Raw genomic sequence first — 20,904 nt, 5'->3', positions numbered from 1 at the left:
CAGGAAAGTAGTATCTTGATCAAATTTGATTTATGTCGCCAGGTTTATTATTCTCATTCGTCGTTGCCTACTTTGTAATTCTCTTAGTAGTAGCATGGTACACGGGTCGTAATTCCAACAATGACTCCTTTTTTATCGGTAACCGTAACAGTAACTGGATGCTGGTTGCCTTTGGCATGATAGGAACTTCCCTCAGCGGGGTTACGTTTGTAAGCGTACCGGGAGCCGTAGGAAAAGATGCCTTCTCTTACATGCAGATCACTCTCGGATATTTCATAGGGTATATCACCATCGCCTATGTATTGATACCATTGTATTACCGGCTAAAGCTCACCTCTATCTATAACTACCTGGATAGTCGTTTTGGCAACCGTTCTTATAAAACAGGTGCTTCCTTCTTTATTCTTTCCCGCACCCTGGGAGCTACCGCCAGGTTGTACCTCGTAGTAAGAATATTACAGGATGCTATTCTTTCCAGCTTCGGTGTTCCCTTCTGGGTTACCACACTGATCATCTTGTTTATGATATTGCTGTACACCTATGAAGGTGGTGTTAAAACCATTGTGTACACAGACACTTTACAAACTACCTGTATGCTGGCAGGACTGGTGATTTGTGTAGGATTTATGCTGCAGACCATGCACCTGAACCTGGGAGAAAGTTTCACCGCCATGCACGAAAGAGGGCTGACCACCATCTTCAATACAGATCCGGACAGCAAACTCTTTTTCCTTAAACAGATTGTGGCGGGTGCCTTCATCACCATTACCATGACCGGTTTGGATCAGGAGATGATGCAGAAAAACATCTCTGTAAAAACATTAAAAGATTCGAAAAAAAATATGGTATCGCTGGCCTTTATTATGGTGATCGTAATTGGGCTGTTTCTTTTCCTGGGTGGTTTGCTTCACTTATATGGCGCCCAGCAGCAGGTAACTGTTACGGGAGATAAATTATTCCCGGAACTGGCATTGCATCATATGCCGCCCGTGATCTCCGTTATCTTTATCATTGCACTGATCTCCGCGCTGTTCCCCAGTGCCGATGGTGCTATGACGGCGCTGACCTCCTCTCTTTGCATTGACATCCTGAACATGCAAACGAGAACCGACTGGACAGAAGAACAGAAGAAAAAATACCGTCAGCGTATACACCTGATGATGGCATTTATTTTCCTCCTGTTTGTGATGATATTTGAATGGGTGAATAACCAGAGTATGATAGGTGTGATTCTTAAAGTAGCCACCTACACTTATGGTCCGTTGCTGGGGTTATTTGCCTTTGGTATTTTAACGAAACGCCAGGTAAACGATATGCTGGTACCGATAGTATGTGTGGCCGCTCCCCTGCTCTGCCTGGTGGTTGATCTTAATCAGTCTGCCCTCTTCGGCAGCTTCCAGATAGGATTGGAATTACTGATTATTAACGGATTATTTACCTACCTGGGATTGTTACTCATTTCCCGTAAAGCATAATTTCAGGTACTGCTGCTATGCCTTCAACAGCATAGCAGCAGTTGTTATTTACGCTTCCACAGCTACTTCTACTGCCTTCGTTTTGCTGAGATGATGTAACTCCAGTATCGTTGTTTTCCCGTTCTCACTTTCCCGGTACATCGGTACAAATTTGCGGTTATGCAGAATTTCCTGGTAGGTGTAAGAGGTACGCTGTATCACGGTATTAGCGTATACATCATTAAATCCTTTTACGGTTACATATAGTTCCACATCTGCCGTTTCCAGGTCCTGCGCAGAAAATCCAAGCAGGGGGCTGTTTTCATCAATGGGATGCACCACTGTCCAGTTCATTGATAATGTTTCTACCATCCTCCTCTCCAATGGCAGCGTATAGAATTTATACACCGCATTACCGTTTTCCTGTACCTGCAAACCCAGTGTTACCAGCACTTCTACATTGGTGAGCGTGTGATGTTCTTTGTAGGAAGCAAAGCGGAACATGAGGGCTGTTTTATCCTGGTAAGGAGCGATGAGTGCTTCATCACTAAACAGCAGATGCGCCCGCGGCTTCGAAAACCGGCCATAGATAAGACCTGTAGCCACCGCAAATGAGAGGAAACCCGTCATGGCCTCAATTGCCGCTACCAGGTTTACGCCATCTCCTACGGGGTTTACCCGGCCATATCCTACTGTGGTAAAGGTTTCTGTGCTGAAGAAGTAAATTTCTTTAAATCTTTCCCAGGTTGTTTGACCTATAATACCCTGGAATTGTGCTGCCCCTAACCACCAGTATATACCGGAATACAACAGGTTGATAGAAAAATAAAAAAGCAGGATGACCACGCCAAACTGCCAGGCCGGCACGTTCAGCAATGCATGATAAATATTGAAACGGTGCATAAACGAACGTCCTTCACGACGTATATTAAAACTCCCGTCACGATTGATAAAACGACCGCCGTAACCATTTGCATTCACGCCAAATCCGGTGTCGTCATTTTGTCTGGAAAAAGGGTTTATTCTTTTCAGAAGCGCCATAAGATGGATAAATTATTGCATAAAGGTAAGAGAGAAAAATTGAATCTGTTTGAGTGTGTTTGAGTTTGGTTAACGAATGAGGAATTAAAAAGGAGTTTCTTGTGAAGAAATTTGATAATGGACAAAGAAACCCAAAAAAAAGTAGACGCCCTTCTTCTCAAAGCAAAGCAGTGTGAGGATCGTAAGGTTAAAGTTACCTTGAAATCAGGAGGGGTGAGTTCATTGGGCCGGGTTATTAAAACCAAAGAACAAGCGCATGTCTTTATGACAATTTTAAAATCATTATAAGCATACTATACACTAGATTATTTAAGGTGGGCAGATAGCATCTGTTCACCTTTTTTCATGCTTGCCATTCAACCAAAAAAGAAATATTTTATTAAAAAATATCCCTACTTTATTACAACCTTAATTCAGTCTGTTTAGTATACCCATTTTAAAACCTTCCCTAAATTTCATGTTATGCATTTAACCAAGAAAATCCTTTATTCATTGACATTACTGGTTGCCCTAATGACCATTGCCTTCTCCGCCCGCTCCCAGAGCTACATGTGTACGCTGATTAAAAACGGGCAACTAACGCCGCCATCCGGAAGCGGAAGTCCCGCTATTCAGTTTCACACTATTTCTTTTGCCGGAAGTGGTAATGATGCAACAGGAGTCAATGCCTTCGGGGGATATTATACATCGCCCTACAAACTGGCCTTTAATCCGCCTAATGAATCGATTACAGTAAACCTCTATTTCAGTGATGTGCCTTATGGGTATCACTATTATGTAAGTGCATATGTAGATGGGGTGCTGGCTTATAAAACGCCCATGCAGTTTTATTATCCGTCTATGGGTTCCAATGTACCCGTAATATTGTCGCCTGTTCCGATATCCGGCAGCGCCAGTACGGTAGAGATAAGATTAACAAATTCCTGATCCTTGTAAAAGGAAGTTTATCTGACTGGTTAAGGGTAACAAAAAAGGTTGGCTTTTAGCCAACCTTTTCCTCAAAGAAATTTATTTACAATCACCATCTGGTGTACAAACTTGTCCTGATAAGGTTTCCAGCTCTGTTACAGATTGTGTTTTCTTCCATTCTCCATATGCCTGCTCCAATGCCTGCGTAAATGCATCTACCGGTTGTGCGCCGGATACGCCATACTTACGATCCAGTACAAAAAACGGTACACCTCTGATGCCCAGCTGCTGTGCTTCATTCACATCCTTATTTACAGCCGCCGCCAGGTCGCCGGATTTCAATACCGCAGCTATTTCTGCTTTGTCCAATCCTATTTCTGCTCCCAGTTCCAACAGGGTTTCGTGATTGCTCATGTCTTTACCTTCGGTGAAGTAGGCGTAAAACAGTCGTTCTTCCGCCGCATCGCCCAGCTGGTGCTTTTTCGCCAGTTGAATCAGGCGGTGTGCGTCAAAGGAATTAGCGATGACCGCTTTATCGAAGTTATAGGTGAGACCAGCGTCCTTAGCGGTACTGGTCATTTGTTCGTGTGCCGTCAGAGACCAGTCACGGGACTGCCCTTTTATTTCCGCCACATAATCGTATACATCCTTGCCAGGCTGAGATTGCAACGCAGGATTCAGTTGAAAGCTCTTCCACTCTACCGTGACGTCATCTTTTCCCGGAAATTGTTCCAGTGCTGCTTCAAACCGCCGTTTGCCTATGTAGCAAAACGGACACATGATATCAGACCATATTTCTACTTTCATTATAATTTATTTAAGATCCAGCTGCAAAGTTAATATATTTGCTATCAAAAAGTAACCAGTTTCCTTTAAGTAAGTGCTTTACAAGAGGTAACCAACCAATATGCAGATGAAAACAGAAGAATTAACAGTCAATTGTGGTAAAGATGCAGAAGAGAACAGCCACAGCGACTGTCACAAAGTGATTATGCCAGTCAGGGATGCACTGGATGTGATCAGTGGTAAGTGGAAGTTACCTATTATCATTGCGGTGTCCAGGGGGCATAAACGTTTCCGGGATATTGAACGCAGCATTCCTAAAATCACGTCCAAAGTATTGTCTAAAGAACTGAAAGACCTGGAAACACATAAGCTGGTGAAGCGTACGGTATACGATACACAACCAGTATCAGTGGAATATACCCTGACGCCCTACGCCGCTACACTGGACAGCGTTATCGTTGCCTTGCAGAAATGGGGCATCCAACACAGAAAAAAGATATTGGGGAAATAGCGTGTACGCCGGTACGCGCTATGTTTCTATTCTTCCGAAATTTTCAATACGATTTTTCCTCTTCCAGGGCCGCCATTTTTGCTGAACTCCTGCGCTGCAGCAGCCTGGGATAATGGCTGGAACACGCGGCGCACATATGGTCTGATCAGGTCCCTTTCCACCATTTTATGAACTTCTTTCATGGCAGCCAGTGTTTTAGTACCACCCCATACGGCGCGGATACCAGCAGCAGTTACCTTTTCCGGATCTGGCATCTGAACAATACAAAGTAGCAGTCCTCCGGGTTTCAGCACGCCCATGGAGCGTTCGGTGGTATCTCCTCCTACGGTGTCAAATACAATATCTACGGAGTGTACCTGCGTTTCAAAAGGCGCGGCTTTATAGTCGATCACTTCGTCGGCACCCAATGCAGTCACAAAAGCTATATTCTCTGCGCTGGCAGTTGCGATTACATAGGCGCCGGCGTTATAGGCCAGTTGTACAGCGAAATGTCCTACTCCACCTGCGCCGGCATGGATCAGGATCCGTTGTCCTTTTACCAGCCGCGCCACATCGAACAATGCGCCCCAGGCCGTTTTAGCACCGCCCATGGCTGCCGCCTCCTCAAAGGAGAGGTGTGTGGGTTTACGAAACAACAGTTCTGCCGGGGAAATAGCATAGGCAGCATAGGAACCATCCACAGCGCCATACACTTCATCTCCTATTTTCTTACCAAATACACCTTCCCCAACAGCAGTAACTACTCCGGATGCTTCCACACCGGGTATATAGGGCAGCGGATGCTGCATTAATCCTTCTCTTAATTTCCAGTCAATGGGATTTACCCCACTGGCTACCACCTTGATCAACACCTGGTCTTTTGCCGGCACTGGTACCGGCACCTCTTCCAGCTTCAACTGCTCCGGGCCTCCATAGGCATGTACACAAATGGCTGGTATGTGGAGGTTTTTCATAGATTTTTTGATGCTAAAATAAGCTTTTAGCCTTTAGTTTTTAGCTTTTAGCAAATGTAGTGGAGATCGACATATGGCAAGCTAAAAGCTAAAGGCTAAAAGCCAAAAGCTAAAAAAAGCTATCTTTGCCGCTCATATTATAGCAGTATCATGACTTTTGGTGATTTAAACCTCAATACTCCCTTATTAAACGCGTTAGATGAATTAGGTTATAAAAGACCTACGACTATACAGCAGCGTGCATTTTCTGTGATCATGTCCGGCCAGGATGTGTGCGGAATTGCGCAAACCGGTACCGGTAAAACATTTGCTTACCTGTTACCAACCCTTCGTCAGTTTAAGTTTTCGAAAGAGAAATACCCCTCTGTGCTGATTATTGTGCCTACCAGGGAACTGGTAGTACAGGTGGTGGAAGCGGTGAAGAAACTTACCACGTACATGAATGTATCAGTATTGGGTGTGTATGGTGGGGTAAACATGAATCCCCAGATGGAAGCCGTGCAGGATAAACTGGATATACTGGTGGCCACACCCGGACGCCTGTACGATATTATCCTCAGCGGTGCACTGAAAGTAAAATCTGTAAAGCGCCTCATCATCGATGAAGTAGATGAAATGCTGAACCTGGGCTTCCGTACACAGTTAAGGAACATTATGGACCTGTTGCCTCCGAAAAGGCAAAACCTGATGTTTTCCGCTACCATCACGGAAGATGTAGAGAAAATGATTCAAACACATTTTTACAACCCACTACGGATTGAAGCGGCACCTACCGGTACTCCCCTGGAGAACATTGACCAGATCGTGTACAAGGTACCTAACTTCTATACGAAAGTAAACCTGCTGGAATTGCTGATTACGGAAGATCAGACGATGACCAAAACCCTCATCTTCGCGGCAACCAAGCAGTTGGCCGATGACCTGCATGAGCAGCTGGAGAAAGAATTTCCCGGTAAAGTAGGTATCATTCACTCCAATAAAGAACAGAATCATCGTTTCAATACTGTTCGCAAATTCCAGGCGAATGAATACCGTTTCCTGATTGCTACCGATATCATTGCCCGTGGACTTGATATTGCCGAGGTAACCCATGTCATTAACTTTGACACGCCGGAAGTACCCGAAAGCTATATACATCGTATAGGCAGAACCGGTAGAGCGGATAAAAAAGGTATTTCTATTCTCTTTACCAAAGACGCAGAAGCAGAAAATCTGTCGCGGATAGAAAGCCTGATGAATTACGTGATTCCTGAACAACCTTTACCAGAGGATTTAACTATTTCTGATGTGTTGACGGAAGATGAAAAACCGAAGATACATATGCGTAATGTACTGGTGAAAGCACCTAAACGGGAGGATGTAGGCCCGGCTTTCCACGAAAAGCTGGCCAAAAACAGGAAGACCAACAAGAAGGTGACACATAAAGAAAAGATGATGTTGAAATATGGCAAGCCTAAAAAGCGCGGTGCCAAAAAGAAATAGCTGAAGGCTGAAAGCTGAAAGCCATTGTGTACGAGATATAAGCGAATAATTTACGCTTTATGCTACTACACAATGGCTTTTTGCTTTCAGCATATTTGTGTAACGTCTCCTGTTACATATATCCTGCGCTCTCTGCCGGGCGACTCAGGGCATCCAGCGCGTGATAGTTAGCTTTTCATGATGCAGACGCTGTCGATCCCATGCATAGCACCCGCTATGTATCTATAAAAGCACTGCTGCAGAGGTGGACTTGATGCCGGGATGCTTAGCTCCCGCTATGTACCTATAAAAGCACTGCTGCAGAGGTGGGCTTGATGCCGGGACGCTTAGTGCCCGCTATGTACCTATAAAAGCACTGTAGCAGAGGTGGACTTGATGCCCAGGTTTCGGACAACTGATTTTTTGCGGCAAAGCAGCGGCGGGGGATTTTAGAAGCATTTGTTAATGGAATAACAATTCATTAACAAACTTCGCTGGTAAATAAAAATCCGTCCCGCCAATTGCATCGAATATAAACATGTGCATGTAAGTGTATCGAAAAAACAAACTGTCTTTCAGAAGGTCATTTTCAGTGCTTTATGTGAATTTGACTGACAGTTACCATTAAATAACCGCGTAATAACACCCTTGAAAAATCAGCAACCAGATACCGGGTTTGCCATTATCAACTAAATCCCAGCATGAGTGCATCTATCAACGATATTGAATTGCTTGCACAACTGAAGACGGGCAGTCTTCCGGCTTTCCAGTATTTTTACAGTGCCTACCGTCAGTGGCTGTACGTAACTGCTGTGTCTATACTGAAAAACGAAACGGAGGCCCAGGAGCTGGTACAGGATCTTTTTATTGATTTCTGGCAAAAAGACCTGAGTGCGCGGATAGACCTAAGTACCACCAATTCTCTGAAAAATTTCTTATTTGTCAGCATCCGTAACCGCTGTCTGAATAAAATAGCTAAGGATGCCACGCGAAGCAAAAGATTAAAAGACATCATTCTGCCTGAAACCTACACATATCCACAAAGCAGGTTAGAAAACAACGAACTGAAGGAACAGCTGGAAACCGCCATCAGCCAGCTGCCGGAGCGCCAATCAATCGCCTTCAGACTGGCTTACCAGGAGCACAAAACACGCAAAGAAATTGCGGCTTTCATGGACACCAGTGAAGAAACTGTGAAAAAACAAGTCGCCACCGCGCTGAAAACTTTACGGGCATCTTTAAAAAAAATCCTTTTTTAATACCCCGGCCAATTAAATAAACGGTTAATAGTGTACATGAACAGCGCAGACGAAATATACAGGCTAATGACTGAAAAGCTTGCGGGAATAATTTCCGCAGCGGATGATCAATTGTTGGAGGATCTAATCGAAGAAGATGCTGCAGTACGGGAGAAATGGGAACAACTTTCTATGATCCCCATACCTCCACCACCGGCCCCCTGGCTGGAGGTGATCGATTTTAAACCGAAGAAATCCCTGCGCCGCGTACTCGTGACATGGTCGGCAGCAGCGGCCGTGCTGGCACTGGTAGCCCTGACAGCCTGGAAATGGGACGCTATCTTCCCCCGTAAACAAGCCCAGGCAGCGGTGGTCATTCCCGATGTACTATTGGAAATAGCCGGTCAGCCTACCATCAATCTTACAAAATCTACCGGCAATATCAACGTTGGCGGCAAACAAATTATTAACAAGGATAATACGCTCTTTCTCAATACCGGTGAAGAATTACCTGCAGGTATGAATTCACTGATCGTGCCGCAGGGTAAGAGCTATGAAGTAGCCCTCCCGGATGGCTCCGTAGTAACGCTCAATGCTTCCACCCGAATGGACTTCCCTTTTAGCTTTAAAGGCAACAACAGGGAAATCACGCTTAACGGGGAAGCCTATCTTAAAATAGCCAAACAGGCAGGTAAGCCTTTTCTGGTGCACCTTCCCAATAGTACTGTAGAAGTATTGGGTACTACCTTTAATGTGAACAGCTACGATAGCAGCGTGGTAAAAGTATCCCTGGTAGATGGTAAAGTGAGAATGAAAGCCGGGAAAAAGACCGTTATGATGAAACCCGGACAACAGGCCATCTTCCATAAGGAAAACGCCACCATTGATACACAACCGTTTAACGCCACCGTTGAACTGGGCTGGCAGAAGGGACTTTATTGTTTCTCAGACACACGAATGGATGAAATATGTAACGTTATTTTCCGCTGGTACGGCGTCCACGCATCCCTGGACAATCCTGAAATCGCCAGCAGACCTTTTACCGGCTTATTGGACAAGAAAACGCCTATCGGTTTTCTCCTCGAAGGGATAAAAGCCACTACCGGAACTGATTATTATTTTACCGCAGACAGCACACTGCATTTCAAATAATAGGCAACACAAAGGCAAGTAACCATGAAGCAACCAGAAAACAAGTACCTCCTGATTGACAGGAATGATCGCGTCTACACCACCTACGAGTGCATTCCCAGCTACCTCCAGTCCCAGCTGATCCCTTATGCCAAATGTTATACAGATATTGATGATAACGGCATTATTATAGACCAGCAACTGCAAATGGACGGGCTTAGTATCTATTACCACCTGATACATCTGAAAGAAGGGGTGGAACTAACAACGGTGCCTCCATCCAAATACCTGCTACCAGCCACCGTATCCGGTTTTGCTGACAACAACACGCCCGTTTCCATGAAAATGCGGCTCAGCAAAAAAGCAGGGGATGCTTTCAACCCGGCCTCGGACGATGGTACGGTGGTTACGGAAAGAGAGTTCATCATGAACTTCCACGTAAACCTCAACATTCACCACCTGACAGCTTTGAAAGAAGAATTTCCCCTCTTTGGCATCATTAACAAAGTAGGCGTAAAAGAAGCGTTAAACCCTTCCAACAGGCTCCCATTCCGGCTGAATGAGGTGAACTACCAGGTGATGAACCGGATACTGAACTGTAAGCTGATTGGCAAAGCTGCGGATCTTTTTTTCCGGCGCAGTGCCATTGACTTCTACAGTACTTATTTGCGTTACCTCGCTCCCATAGCTCCGGTTATGCTGAAGGAAAGTCACCAGCAACAACTCCGGGAAATTGCCCATTATATTATTCAGCACCCAGCAGAAGCGGGCAGCGTAGAAAATCTCTGCAGCAAATTCGGCGTAGTACCTGAGTTCCTGGACAGACCCTTTGAACAGGAATACCATATTCCGGTGAATGCACTGATACAGCAGGAAAACATGGCGCTCGCGTTTAAAATGATCACCGAAACAAATCATACCCTCACGTATATTTCCACCTTCACCAAACATAACAGTTGGGAAGAACTGACGGAGGAATTTGAACAATATTATAAATGTAACATCGCGGATTTGCGAAAAGCACAATAACCCCTACTTGTGGTCACCCGGCGGCGGCACTATGCCGCTGCTGAGTGCCATTTGACATCTGCTGTTCCGGTCATGCCTGCCGGAAAATATTTGCAGCTACTTCCCTTCTACGGGTAATCCTTTTAATAGTTCCTGGATAAACAGATCTGCCGCTTTTTTATGATAGGTTTCTTTCTGCCAGATAATATAAGCACGGCGTTGTAACTCCCTGCCCTCGAGAGGAATGCCCACCAGGTTTTTCCAGCCCAGCAATGCCCGCTCGTTCAGTAACGTGGCCCAATGTCCCTTTTCTACCAGCGACAAGATAGAGTGTACATCATTCATTTCAATTCTAACAGCCGGTTGAATCTTATTCCGCTCCAGCACTTCATCTACAGAGTCGCGGGCGCTGAAGCCCCGGGAGGCAAAGATCAGGTCCATGCCCGTCAGACTTTGCAGGTTGATTTTTTTCATTCCTGCCAGCTTGTGCTTTTTCGATACGGCAACTACAATCTTGGAGCGAAACAGTTCCTTTGTCTCCAGATCTTTATAAAAGGCTTCCTGGTGAAAAGCCAGTACCAGGTCCAGTTCCGAGGCCCGCAGTTTACTTTCCAGCAACTCCGTGGTACCATATTCAATATATATTTTGATACCAGGATACTTTACCGGGAAGGTAGTCAGTGCAGGCAACAGGAAAGAAGTAAAAGCATACGTAACGCCTATACGTAAATCCCCGCTCAGCATATTTTGCAGGTCCTGGATAGCTTGTCGCCCTTTCTCTACGTCCAGCAATATTTGCCGGGCATGCAGCAGGAATACGCCGCCGGCTTCCGTGAGGTGTACATGTTTGCCAATCCGGTCGAACAACAACATGCCCAGCTCATTTTCCAGTTGCTTGATCTGCTGCGATAAAGTCGACTGCGTAATATACAGCGCTGCTGCAGCGGCCGTGAAATGGGCTGTTTCGGCGGCCTTAACAAAATACATCAGTTGGCGTAGCTCCATATATCAATCGTTTTTTTCAATGAATATCATTAAAACAATCTATTTAACAAATATATCGATCTTCCCGAAATTTGCATCAGATTATAAATGGCCTACTGCCTCAAATATGTTAATCAGATGGATGTTTTTCGTGCTTTAAATTCCCGGAATTTCCGGCTCTTCTTCTACGGACAATCAATTTCACTTATAGGTACCTGGATGCAGAAAACTGCGGTATGCTGGCTCGTATACCGCCTCACTAATTCGGCCGTGTTGCTGGGAGTAGTGAGCTTTGTAAGTCTTATTCCTTCCCTGCTGCTATCGCCCTATGCGGGTAGCTTTATAGACCGTCATAACCGTTACCGCATACTCATGATCACGCAGATCATTTCGATGTTGCAGGCGGGTGCTTTGGCGTTGATGATCCTGTTACGTAACTACAATATCCCGGGGATCATTTTTCTTTCACTTGTACAGGGCGTGATCAATGCGTTCGATGTCACCTGCCGTCAGTCGCTGATGGTAGAGATGGTGGAGAAAAGAGAAGACCTCCCCAATGCCATCGCCCTGAATTCTACCATGGCAAACTTTGCGCGTATTGCGGGTCCGGCGCTGGCAGGGATTATACTGAGTACTTTTGGTGAGGACATCTGTTTTGTCAGCAACTTTCTGAGTTATATACCCGTATTGATTTCGTTGTGGATGATGAAAATTGTATTGCCTCCCGTCATTAAATCCGACAGGAGTATATGGGCGGAGCTGAAGGAAGGTTTTCATTATATTTCGGGAGATAAAGACCTGGCCTCCCTCCTGCTGATGCTAAGTGCCAGCAGTTTATTCGTCATTCCTTTTAATACCCTGATGCCGGTATTTGCAAAAGATATTTTCAATGGAGATGCTAAAACATTCAGTTGGTTTGAAAGTGCCGCCGGACTGGGATCTATTATGTCCGCCATCTACATGGCCAAACTAAAGCCCAATAAAGACCTGGTGAAGATCCTGATAACCGCCAGCCTGGTATTTTCGTTGAGTGTATTGTTGCTGGCCTTTTCCGGCTGGTTGCCACTGGCATTGTTATTCATGATGCTTTCCGGCGTGGGCATGATGGCACAAACGGCGTCTATCAATACCTACATTCAAACACATGCTATCCCATCAATGCGGGCCAGGGCTATCAGTTATTATATCATGGCGTTCCAGGGTATTATCCCGGTGGGTAGCTTGCTTACCGGATTGCTGGCTCACTTTATTGGTCCCCGGTTAACCGTATTCGTAGCTGGTTTGGCAGGCGCCATTGCTACCGTAATCTTTGTGAACTACCGTAAAAAAATACGCACCACGCCATATGAGATACCAAATGGTGCGAAAATGGCAGCGTGATTGTTCCCGCCTCTTCGTTTTGTACGTCTTCCAGCTTATCTAAAAAGATAATGTTATTATTATATATAGAAAATACATAAATAAGTATGTCTACGCATTATTTATGGCACGTAATTCTACTTATTTATTATCTTGATATAGATTTGATGAATAATTCCAACGGAAATAATTAATTTCATCACGGAATGAACTTGACCCAATTATCCAACCCTATTTTATGTATTTCTCATTGTTAGCCATTCTACGATTTAAGGTGATTGAATATATCCTTACTCTTATCCTAAACCAGGAGAGGAAAACTGACATTAAATACCATACAATAGTCATATCCCTTTGAAAACAGATGATATGACGAATAGACCCTGTTATACCACAACTGTACGAACTATCTGTTTATTTTTTCTTTTATCTATCTGTTGTACCACAGCATTAGCGCAACATACACTGCAAGGCGTAATGTCCGACAGTTCGCATCATCTGTTGTCCGATATACCTGTTCAACTCGTGTCTGTTGATAGTGCCAGGCAGTACAATACCGTCACTGATAAACTCGGAAAGTTTACTTTTAATAATCTCGCCCGGCAGCGTTATCAACTGAAAATTAATAGCGTAAATTATCAGCTTGCCGGCAAGCTGATAATCCCTATGCAACGGGATACTTTCATTACTGTAAATCTTTCGGATCCTACCAGGACATTAAAAGAAATAACCGTCACATCAAGCCGGCCCGTTTTTAAAAAGGAGATTGACCGGTTTGTTTTTAATGTTCAAAACACCAGCCTGGTTGCGGGAAACAATATTTGGGGTGTTTTAACGCAGACCCCCATGGTGAATGCACAGGAATCGGGTACCTTATCGCTCCTGGGGACACAAGGCGTTTCTGTATATATAAATAACCGGAAAAGCGTTTTAAGCGGGAAAGACCTGCAACAATACCTGAGTAGTATACCCTCCGACAACATTCAACAGATTGAAGTGTTTACCATGCCGCCCAGTAAATATGAAGCAGGGAACCCGGGAGGGATCATAAATATTGTGCTCAAAAAAAATGAAACAGAAGGGTTGAATGGATCCGTTGGCATTACAGATAACCAGGCCACCTATAATTCACAAAGCGGAAACATAGCCCTGAACTATCGTAGTAAAAAGTATGGCCAGCAGTTGACGGTAAATAGTGGCTCCCGCAAAGGGTATTATTATAGCGACAATGACATTACCTATACCGGTAAACAAAAAGAACTAATCCATAACCAGACCATAAAGAAACCCGAAAATTATGTTGGCTTCTCAACATCTGCAGATTATATCCTCAGCCCGAAATCCGTTATAGGTGCAGTAGCAGAATACAGAACAGCCCACGCTAATGATGATAACAGTGGATATAATATTATTAATTACATTGATAGTGGTCAGAAGGAAGAACAGTATTATAATGAGAACCCGGAAAGGAGAAATACTAATTACTTATCCTTCAACCTTAACTACCAGTTTACTGATACTAAAAGGAAACAGGAACTAATGATCAGTGCTGACTACTTCAATTATCAGAACGATCAGCTTGCACGATTTCTGTCATATAACAAGAGCAATCCTGATAGCGTTCATAGCGGATATCGTAACGCGACTTCGCAGCATATCCGTAACTATGCTGTCAAGGCGGACTACACAAAGACGCTTTCAGGTAATATTAAATTGGAGACCGGCGTACGTTTTTCACGGACACAAACAAATAACGACCTCCTCTCAGATAATTATGTATCCAGAGAATGGATCATCAATACAAACCGATCCAATAAGTTCAGGTACAAAGAAAGTATAGCAGCTGCCTATGTTTCTTTATACAGGAAATTTAATGAACATGTAGAAGTAAAGGCTGGAGGAAGAATAGAAGAAACATCATTGGAAACAGCACAAATAACATCAAAACAAACCAGCTCCCGCCAATACTTTAATTTCTTCCCCACAGCCTACCTCAATTATACCATCAATGACAAAAATGTACTCTCGTTTGCTGTGAGAAGTGATATCCGGCGCCCCTCCTACTCGCAACTGAACCCTTTCATAAATATCATCAGTGATAAATACCTGGTAAAAGGGAATCCGGAGCTAAGGCCGTCCAACAGCATGATTGCAGAGATCACTTATACGCTCCATAAGGACTATATTTTCATAGCACGATATACCAGGGAGAATCACCTTTTTGAACAAATAGCTATTGTAATTCCACCCGACACCACTTTATTGGACAGGTTTAACTATGGCAATTCTGATGAATGGGGCCTGACAAGTATCATCAATAAATCACTGATGAAAAACAGATGGAAAATCACGTTAACCAATTCTTTTTCCCTCTTTAAACAAAGCGTTGATGTGCCGCAGGTCATAAGCAATACCAGGAATTTCTTATATATGTGTAACCTGTCACAGCAATTCAGCAATGTCTTTAACAGTAAAATTGATGTTTCATTTAACGGAAGCTACCTGAGTAAGATAGTGAGCGCCAACAGCGAAATTACAGGATTCGGAGAGGTGGGAATCGGCCTTTTACGAAAGATACCCGCCTGGAATACACAGCTTTCCTTATATGCAGGAGATATATTTAACACGCAACGATTAAAACACTTTTATAGCATAAATGATTTCTCTGTATCCGATATGACTGGATTCAGCGATACACGATTTATAAGAATTACAATAACCCAAAAGATAGGAAGCAACAAAATAAAAGCGGTAAAAAGAAAAAGTACCAGTAACGGAGAAGAAGCCAATAGAGTTCAATAGCATTCCGGCGTTAACCCAACGATAGACAGGCATATGAAGTAACCCCAGGCATCGTCGTAAAGGACCTGCCTGCAATGCATAGCAAAGTTATTACCTGGTAACAAAGAAATATATTCCGGATATATAAAAACCGGTTGATTGCAACACCCGGTGCATCTGAATGGCATACAGATGTAAATCGCTATGCCTGTTATTTTTCCTTAAACTCAATTTATGAAAAATTCAAAACTCAAAGCGCTGATGCTTCGGCAGAATATTGCGCTGCAACAACAAAAAGAGAACCAGGATGATTTTCTGATCATCAATGAAGAAAGTACGTTTCACCTGCAGGGTGGTAACGCTGCCGGCCCATGTATAGATCAGGTAGAATCTGATGGCACCTGCGCCGGCAATACCTGCGGAACCTATAAGAGTAGTTGCGACTGTACTGATAATGGCTGTAAGATTTATTAGTCATCTGTACCAGGAATGATTACATCATCTCCAGGCAATACCGCCCCGTAAGGCAGTATTGTTCTTTAATGATCCGTTTTTCACATAAAATATTTATTATGAAATTTAAATTATCCAGGTATGTATACGTGAGCCAGGATGCTGATATAATGCCTGATCACTCACTCGTATATGTTACCAGAACAGGTGTTGCCATTGAGTTGCCAAACAATCATGTGGCATTGCTTCAATCAGGCGAATATGAGCAACTTTCCATAGATCTGCAGAAAAAACTGATACGCAACGAAGTGCTGGTTCCTGAAGGAGAAGATGAATTGAAGAGTATTCTTGAATATAATAAAACAGAAGTAAAGGATCGTAAAACACTTAGTTACACCATCCAACCTTCCGCCAATTGCCAGTTAGGTTGCCATTACTGCGGACAAAGCCATACCAAGCATGTGATGAATGAAACGGTGGCTGACCTTATGATCAGCAGGATTGAAGAAAAAATTATTTCCAAAGGAAAGGATATCAGTATACTGTATATTACCTGGTATGGCGGAGAACCCATCACAGGGCTGAGCAGCATTGAATACAACTCGCAAAGGCTCATGCAACTGGCCGCTGTACATAACCTGCGATATGAAGCAGAAATTATCACCAACGCGCTGGCACTGAAGCAAGACCTCTTTGAAAAACTGGTAACGCAATATAAAATAATGGACTACCAGATTACCATTGACGGGACCGCCGATTTTCACGATAAACGCAGGATGCTGAAAAATGGTACTGCCTCTTTTGAGATCATTTTCAATAATGTGGTGGCCATAGCCTTGTCTGATTTCTTTGCCACATCCGGCGCGCGCATTAATATCCGTTGCAATGTTGACGCAGAGAATAAAGAAAATGTATTTGAACTGCTGGAACAGATGAATGCAGCTGGTATACTGGGTAAAGTTGGTTTTTATATCTCAGCGGTGCATGACTGGGGGGATAACGGAGCCAGCAAAGTGCATGGTATCAGTAAAGAAGACTTTGCACAGTTCGAGATAGAAGTTTTTATGAAGCTGCAGGAATACAAAGCACTCAATCCCGGCAACCTGATACCTCAACGCAGTACCTATACCTGTATGGTGGTTGATGAATCCGCAGAAGTGTTCGATGCGCATGGCAATATTTCAACCTGTTGGGATGTACCCTATACTACCTCCTATTTTAATACACCCTACGTATCAGGAAATCTTCGGCAGGTCGAAAAAGTAGACACCAGCAATGCTATTATGAGACATTGGTACGACGAAATCCCTACCAACGACACCTGGTGCAAGAAATGTACTTTTCTTCCTGTTTGCGGCGGCTCTTGCCCCAAAGAGTGGAATTTTGGTACTCCTGCATGCCCATCATTTAAATTCAATATCGATGAGCGGTTGTTTTTGAGAAAAATGCTAACCCAATAAACGGATGGCCCCTTTCATTATTTCAATTATTCCTCACCTCCATACAACGATATATGAACAACTACGAAATGAATAATGCGATTGATAACTTCCTGTATCAGTTTGGTTCAATAGAAGCCATTGATGCCCCTTCCGGCAAAAGTGCCACCTATCATATTTATAATAAGCTGGAAGAAGCCTACAGCGAAGAACTGAGTAATGATGAAATCAGGAAGATGTTCTATCATTTCTATTGTTATGAAACATGCCTGCAACACCTGAAGAAAAGGGAGCTGCATACATCTGAGATGCTGTTTGGAAAAATTGTTGCACTTGACCGGAATTTTGATAGTCGCATAAAAGCCGGGATGGAACTAATCTTCTGGGCGATGTCGGCCTACCGGCAACATGTACAGGGCAACCTGGATGTAGCTCTTCAGGAACTTGACACAGCCATACAGCATTGTGAAGAACAGGCTAAGCTATTTCCTTTGATAGTATCCTCTATACAGGAACAATGGCTGAACAGGTTGCGGGTGCAGTTCCGGAAAAAAGACCTGGAAGCTGCACGTATAGAAGCAGAAAGCCTCTTCTGCTTCACGTTCACGGGAATCCGGAAACCAGGAAAGGAATATATAACAACTGCTTTGCTCGCCCTGCAACCGGACGATCAGCGTACAATGCTCTGGCATATCTTCCGTCAGATGCTGATGGAACTGCAGCGCCCCGGTGTTTTTAGCAGCAGCGAGCAGGACACATTTATGCGCCTGTTATGTGCTTCCATTTACGAGAAAATAGCGGCACCGGCTATTAACAAGGATGGCTTTGATATAGTGATGCTATTGCATACTTATTATCATGGAAGCCCTGTTGAATTTATCGGGATGCTGAACGACTGCTTTGACTCATTCAGACAAGCTGCCAAGAACGTACAGAAGCTGGTCATCCGTTGTTTTCTGGATTTATTGTTACAGTATGAATACGATATTACAAAGCATAACAACTATGAAATGTTCTGTAATACCCTGGAGAAAAAATTGGGCGTAAGCCCCACGGCTATTACGGCGCCAACCGTTTAAACTACTGCATGATGATGAAAAGATTCCCTCACTTCACACAGTTGGAGTTTTCAGATTGCGGCCCAACCTGCCTGAAAATCATCCTGAAGTACTACGGAAAAGATTGTAGTCTTGCCCACCTGCGCGACATCTGTGCTGTAACGCGATCCGGAATTACAATGGGCGACCTGATCACTGCAGCCCGGGCACTGCATTTTAATGCAACGGTATACCAGATGACGGTAGAAAGCCTGACCAGGAACAAAGTACTGCCATGTATATTGCACTGGAAGCAGGATCATTTTGTGGTGTTATATAAAATATCAGAAAAAGGTTATTTCTATATTTCAGATCCCGGTTATGGCAGAATAAAAATGCCGGCCCGTGAATTTGTGCGTATGTGGCAAGGCAACAATGAAAAAGGCGTTGCCTTGCTATTAATACCGACAGAAGAATTTCTTGCTGCGCCTTGCCCGCCGGTGCAAAAATGGGAAGCCTTAAAAAAAGGGATAGCCTTTACGGTGCATCATCTTCGGGCGCACCGCGGAAAACTGCTACTGCTCATAGTCTTTCTTCTTTTGAGTACTTCCCTGGCCTATTTGTTGCCCATTACAATGCAGCAACTCGTTGATAAAGGTATCAACCAAAAAAACATCAATGTAGTATGGGCGGTATTGCTTTTCCAGGGGGGGATTCTGATGGGGCAGATTTTATTTGACTGGCTGCGTGGTTTGATAGGTGTACGTTTCAGCACTCAGGTGAGTATGGAAGTGGTTTCACAGTTCCTCTATAAACTTATAAGGCTGCCGGTACGTTTTTTTGACAACAGAATGAACGCTGACATACTTCAACGAATTGATGATCAGCAGAGGATAGAATTATTCCTCACTCAACGCATCATTCAGACATTGTTTTCCATTGTACTGATAACAATACTGTCTGTCCGGCTACTTCATTATAATGCGCCGGTCTTCCCGGTATTCTTCTTTATGAGCGCGTTTTCCATCACCTGGATATTCTTATTCCAGGCGCAAAGAAAGAATATTGACTATTACAATTTCCGGCTGGCTTCAGAAAACCGAAATGCACAAATGGAGTTGATTACTGGTATGCGCGAGGTGAAAATCAATAATGCCCAGCAAAATAAGGTCAGTACCTGGAGAAAGATACAACTGGAGCTTTACCAGTTAAAATTGCAATCACTTCGCCTTAATCTTTATCAAACGATGGGCGTAAGTGCAATTACCCAGCTTAAAAATATTATCATCAATGCCTTATGCGCCGTTTGGGTGATACACGGCAACATTACCATAGGCGAAATGATGGGCATAGGCTATATTACCGGCATGCTTTCCGCACCCATAGAGTCGCTCGCTGACTTTATGCGCATAGCACAGGAAGCAATCATTTCGGTGGAACGCATTGACGAAATCCATAGGAAAGAGGACGAAAACAATGCGGACAAAGTCCCTCCTCCGGATGTGATACACGATGGAATATTCCTCGAGGATGTGAGTTTTAAATATGATGGGAGTTATCAGCCTTATGTGCTTAAAAACATCTCCCTACACATTCCCAAAGGGCAAATTACGGCCATTGTAGGTAGCAGTGGGAGCGGTAAAACAACCCTCCTTAAATTGTTACTTGGGTTTTATTCGCTACAAAACGGGCGCATTTCAATTGATAACACTGATATGAGAAACGTGAATACAGATCACTGGAGAAACCGTTGTGGTATCGTTATGCAGGATGGATATATTTTTAGCGGTACCATACTGGAAAATATTGCATTATCGGACGAGACCCCTGATATCCAACGCCTCTGGGAAGCGCTGAGAATTGCTTGTCTTGATGATTTCATTAATAGCCTGCCAATGAAATTCAATACTAAAATAGGTAATTCCGGAGCGGATCTCAGCGGTGGGCAAAAGCAAAGAATATTGATTGCAAGAGCAGTTTATAAAAATCCCGACTTCCTCTATTTAGATGAAGCCACCAGCTCTCTTGACGCCAGAAATGAAAAGGCCATTATTAATAACCTTGATAGTTTCATGAAAAACAAGACAGTAGTCATCGTTGCGCACCGGTTGAGTACCGTTAAGAATGCCGATCAGATCATTGTGCTGGAAAAAGGAGAAATAATAGAACACGGTACGCATACCGAGCTGGTTCAAAGCAGAAACAAATACTTTGAGCTTATCCGGAACCAGCTGGAACTTGGCACCTGAGGCAGATGTCAACCACACCCGGGAAAGGTTTTTTTAATCGTTAGCCAGGTTTATAGTTCTGAGCCTGGTAACCCAAACTTATAAACTATCAAGGGGGCTAAGCCCCCTTT

18 protein-coding genes are annotated in these 20,904 nt (G+C 43.9%); 14 read left to right on the top strand and 4 right to left on the bottom strand.

What is annotated here, in order from left to right:
- Nucleotides 1–32 precede the first annotated feature (32 nt).
- Nucleotides 33–1,475, top strand: coding sequence for a sodium:solute symporter (locus AC1DCV_RS28550; RefSeq protein ID WP_477026381.1), 1,443 nt, complete (start codon nucleotides 33–35; stop codon nucleotides 1,473–1,475).
- A 48-nt stretch (nucleotides 1,476–1,523) separates the two neighbouring features.
- Here AC1DCV_RS28550 and AC1DCV_RS28545 read toward each other — a convergent pair whose 3' ends face one another.
- Complete coding sequence (locus AC1DCV_RS28545) at nucleotides 1,524–2,495, bottom strand: ion channel (RefSeq protein ID WP_441576976.1); 972 nt, start codon at nucleotides 2,493–2,495, stop codon at nucleotides 1,524–1,526.
- A gap of 117 nt (nucleotides 2,496–2,612) precedes the next feature.
- Between AC1DCV_RS28545 and AC1DCV_RS28540 the strand changes: the two genes are divergently transcribed.
- Both AC1DCV_RS28540 and AC1DCV_RS28535 read left to right on the top strand, forming a co-directional pair.
- Nucleotides 2,613–2,783, top strand: coding sequence for a hypothetical protein (locus tag AC1DCV_RS28540; protein WP_477026380.1), 171 nt, complete (start codon nucleotides 2,613–2,615; stop codon nucleotides 2,781–2,783).
- Between the two features lie 174 nt (nucleotides 2,784–2,957).
- A complete protein-coding gene (locus AC1DCV_RS28535; protein WP_477026379.1) occupies nucleotides 2,958–3,422 on the top strand; it encodes a hypothetical protein in 465 nt (154 codons plus the stop codon).
- Between the two features lie 81 nt (nucleotides 3,423–3,503).
- Here the strand turns inward: AC1DCV_RS28535 and AC1DCV_RS28530 are convergent, their stop codons facing one another.
- Entirely contained in the window at nucleotides 3,504–4,211 is a 708-nt protein-coding gene (locus tag AC1DCV_RS28530; protein ID WP_477026378.1) for a DsbA family oxidoreductase, read from the bottom strand.
- Nucleotides 4,212–4,317: 106 nt separating this feature from the next.
- Here AC1DCV_RS28530 and AC1DCV_RS28525 point away from each other — a divergent pair, with 106 nt between their 5' ends.
- Entirely contained in the window at nucleotides 4,318–4,701 is a 384-nt protein-coding gene (locus tag AC1DCV_RS28525; RefSeq protein ID WP_477026377.1) for a winged helix-turn-helix transcriptional regulator, read from the top strand.
- A gap of 26 nt (nucleotides 4,702–4,727) precedes the next feature.
- On the opposite strand, the gene AC1DCV_RS28520 is transcribed toward AC1DCV_RS28525, so the two are convergent.
- Complete coding sequence (locus AC1DCV_RS28520) at nucleotides 4,728–5,654, bottom strand: NADP-dependent oxidoreductase (RefSeq protein ID WP_477026376.1); 927 nt, start codon at nucleotides 5,652–5,654, stop codon at nucleotides 4,728–4,730.
- A gap of 150 nt (nucleotides 5,655–5,804) precedes the next feature.
- On the opposite strand from AC1DCV_RS28520, the gene AC1DCV_RS28515 reads away from it, so the two are divergent.
- The 4 genes from AC1DCV_RS28515 (at nucleotide 5,805) to AC1DCV_RS28500 (ending at nucleotide 10,513) form a co-directional block, all read left to right on the top strand.
- Entirely contained in the window at nucleotides 5,805–7,136 is a 1,332-nt protein-coding gene (locus AC1DCV_RS28515; protein ID WP_477026375.1) for a DEAD/DEAH box helicase, read from the top strand.
- Nucleotides 7,137–7,816: 680 nt separating this feature from the next.
- Nucleotides 7,817–8,374, top strand: coding sequence for an RNA polymerase sigma factor (locus AC1DCV_RS28510; RefSeq protein WP_441576968.1), 558 nt, complete (start codon nucleotides 7,817–7,819; stop codon nucleotides 8,372–8,374).
- Nucleotides 8,375–8,440: 66 nt separating this feature from the next.
- Nucleotides 8,441–9,505, top strand: coding sequence for a FecR family protein (locus AC1DCV_RS28505; RefSeq protein ID WP_477026374.1), 1,065 nt, complete (start codon nucleotides 8,441–8,443; stop codon nucleotides 9,503–9,505).
- A 24-nt stretch (nucleotides 9,506–9,529) separates the two neighbouring features.
- Nucleotides 9,530–10,513, top strand: coding sequence for a helix-turn-helix domain-containing protein (locus AC1DCV_RS28500; RefSeq protein ID WP_477026373.1), 984 nt, complete (start codon nucleotides 9,530–9,532; stop codon nucleotides 10,511–10,513).
- 96 nt (nucleotides 10,514–10,609) lie between these two features.
- On the opposite strand, the gene AC1DCV_RS28495 is transcribed toward AC1DCV_RS28500, so the two are convergent.
- On the bottom strand, nucleotides 10,610–11,497 hold the full coding sequence (locus AC1DCV_RS28495) for a LysR substrate-binding domain-containing protein (protein ID WP_477026372.1): 888 nt from the start codon (nucleotides 11,495–11,497) through the stop codon (nucleotides 10,610–10,612).
- 117 nt (nucleotides 11,498–11,614) lie between these two features.
- Between AC1DCV_RS28495 and AC1DCV_RS28490 the strand changes: the two genes are divergently transcribed.
- From AC1DCV_RS28490 to AC1DCV_RS28465, 6 genes are all read left to right on the top strand, one after another.
- The gene (locus AC1DCV_RS28490; protein ID WP_477026371.1) at nucleotides 11,615–12,856 is read left to right on the top strand and encodes an MFS transporter; all 1,242 of its coding nucleotides are present in this window, start codon (nucleotides 11,615–11,617) and stop codon (nucleotides 12,854–12,856) included.
- A 348-nt stretch (nucleotides 12,857–13,204) separates the two neighbouring features.
- Entirely contained in the window at nucleotides 13,205–15,637 is a 2,433-nt protein-coding gene (locus AC1DCV_RS28485; protein WP_477026370.1) for an outer membrane beta-barrel protein, read from the top strand.
- Between the two features lie 213 nt (nucleotides 15,638–15,850).
- Nucleotides 15,851–16,090, top strand: coding sequence for a hypothetical protein (locus AC1DCV_RS28480; protein ID WP_441576962.1), 240 nt, complete (start codon nucleotides 15,851–15,853; stop codon nucleotides 16,088–16,090).
- A gap of 98 nt (nucleotides 16,091–16,188) precedes the next feature.
- Nucleotides 16,189–17,529: a radical SAM protein gene (locus AC1DCV_RS28475; protein ID WP_477026369.1), complete on the top strand. Its 1,341-nt coding sequence runs from the start codon at nucleotides 16,189–16,191 to the stop codon at nucleotides 17,527–17,529.
- Nucleotides 17,530–17,582: 53 nt separating this feature from the next.
- Nucleotides 17,583–18,587: a hypothetical protein gene (locus AC1DCV_RS28470; protein ID WP_477026368.1), complete on the top strand. Its 1,005-nt coding sequence runs from the start codon at nucleotides 17,583–17,585 to the stop codon at nucleotides 18,585–18,587.
- An 8-nt stretch (nucleotides 18,588–18,595) separates the two neighbouring features.
- On the top strand, nucleotides 18,596–20,794 hold the full coding sequence (locus tag AC1DCV_RS28465; protein ID WP_477026367.1) for a peptidase domain-containing ABC transporter: 2,199 nt from the start codon (nucleotides 18,596–18,598) through the stop codon (nucleotides 20,792–20,794).
- Nucleotides 20,795–20,904 lie beyond the last annotated feature (110 nt).

The organism is Chitinophaga sp. 10T418 (genome assembly GCF_056394125.1).
Note: the sequence above shows the minus strand (reverse complement) of the source record. Positions and strands in the feature narration are given on the sequence as shown.

Bases quoted from the DNA above. Each gene is read 5' to 3' on its own strand.
- AC1DCV_RS28465 (WP_477026367.1), top strand. From the start codon at position 18,596: ATGATGATGAAAAGATTCCCTCACTTCACACAGTTGGAGTTTTCAGAT.
- AC1DCV_RS28530 (WP_477026378.1), bottom strand. From the start codon at position 4,211: ATGAAAGTAGAAATATGGTCTGATATCATGTGTCCGTTTTGCTACATA.
- AC1DCV_RS28545 (WP_441576976.1), bottom strand. From the start codon at position 2,495: ATGGCGCTTCTGAAAAGAATAAACCCTTTTTCCAGACAAAATGACGAC.
- AC1DCV_RS28520 (WP_477026376.1), bottom strand. From the start codon at position 5,654: ATGAAAAACCTCCACATACCAGCCATTTGTGTACATGCCTATGGAGGC.
- AC1DCV_RS28525 (WP_477026377.1), top strand. From the start codon at position 4,318: ATGAAAACAGAAGAATTAACAGTCAATTGTGGTAAAGATGCAGAAGAG.
- AC1DCV_RS28515 (WP_477026375.1), top strand. From the start codon at position 5,805: ATGACTTTTGGTGATTTAAACCTCAATACTCCCTTATTAAACGCGTTA.
- AC1DCV_RS28550 (WP_477026381.1), top strand. From the start codon at position 33: ATGTCGCCAGGTTTATTATTCTCATTCGTCGTTGCCTACTTTGTAATT.
- AC1DCV_RS28490 (WP_477026371.1), top strand. From the start codon at position 11,615: ATGGATGTTTTTCGTGCTTTAAATTCCCGGAATTTCCGGCTCTTCTTC.
- AC1DCV_RS28540 (WP_477026380.1), top strand. From the start codon at position 2,613: ATGGACAAAGAAACCCAAAAAAAAGTAGACGCCCTTCTTCTCAAAGCA.
- AC1DCV_RS28470 (WP_477026368.1), top strand. From the start codon at position 17,583: ATGAACAACTACGAAATGAATAATGCGATTGATAACTTCCTGTATCAG.
- AC1DCV_RS28485 (WP_477026370.1), top strand. From the start codon at position 13,205: ATGACGAATAGACCCTGTTATACCACAACTGTACGAACTATCTGTTTA.
- AC1DCV_RS28500 (WP_477026373.1), top strand. From the start codon at position 9,530: ATGAAGCAACCAGAAAACAAGTACCTCCTGATTGACAGGAATGATCGC.
- AC1DCV_RS28535 (WP_477026379.1), top strand. From the start codon at position 2,958: ATGCATTTAACCAAGAAAATCCTTTATTCATTGACATTACTGGTTGCC.
- AC1DCV_RS28505 (WP_477026374.1), top strand. From the start codon at position 8,441: ATGACTGAAAAGCTTGCGGGAATAATTTCCGCAGCGGATGATCAATTG.
- AC1DCV_RS28475 (WP_477026369.1), top strand. From the start codon at position 16,189: ATGAAATTTAAATTATCCAGGTATGTATACGTGAGCCAGGATGCTGAT.
- AC1DCV_RS28510 (WP_441576968.1), top strand. From the start codon at position 7,817: ATGAGTGCATCTATCAACGATATTGAATTGCTTGCACAACTGAAGACG.
- AC1DCV_RS28495 (WP_477026372.1), bottom strand. From the start codon at position 11,497: ATGGAGCTACGCCAACTGATGTATTTTGTTAAGGCCGCCGAAACAGCC.
- AC1DCV_RS28480 (WP_441576962.1), top strand. From the start codon at position 15,851: ATGAAAAATTCAAAACTCAAAGCGCTGATGCTTCGGCAGAATATTGCG.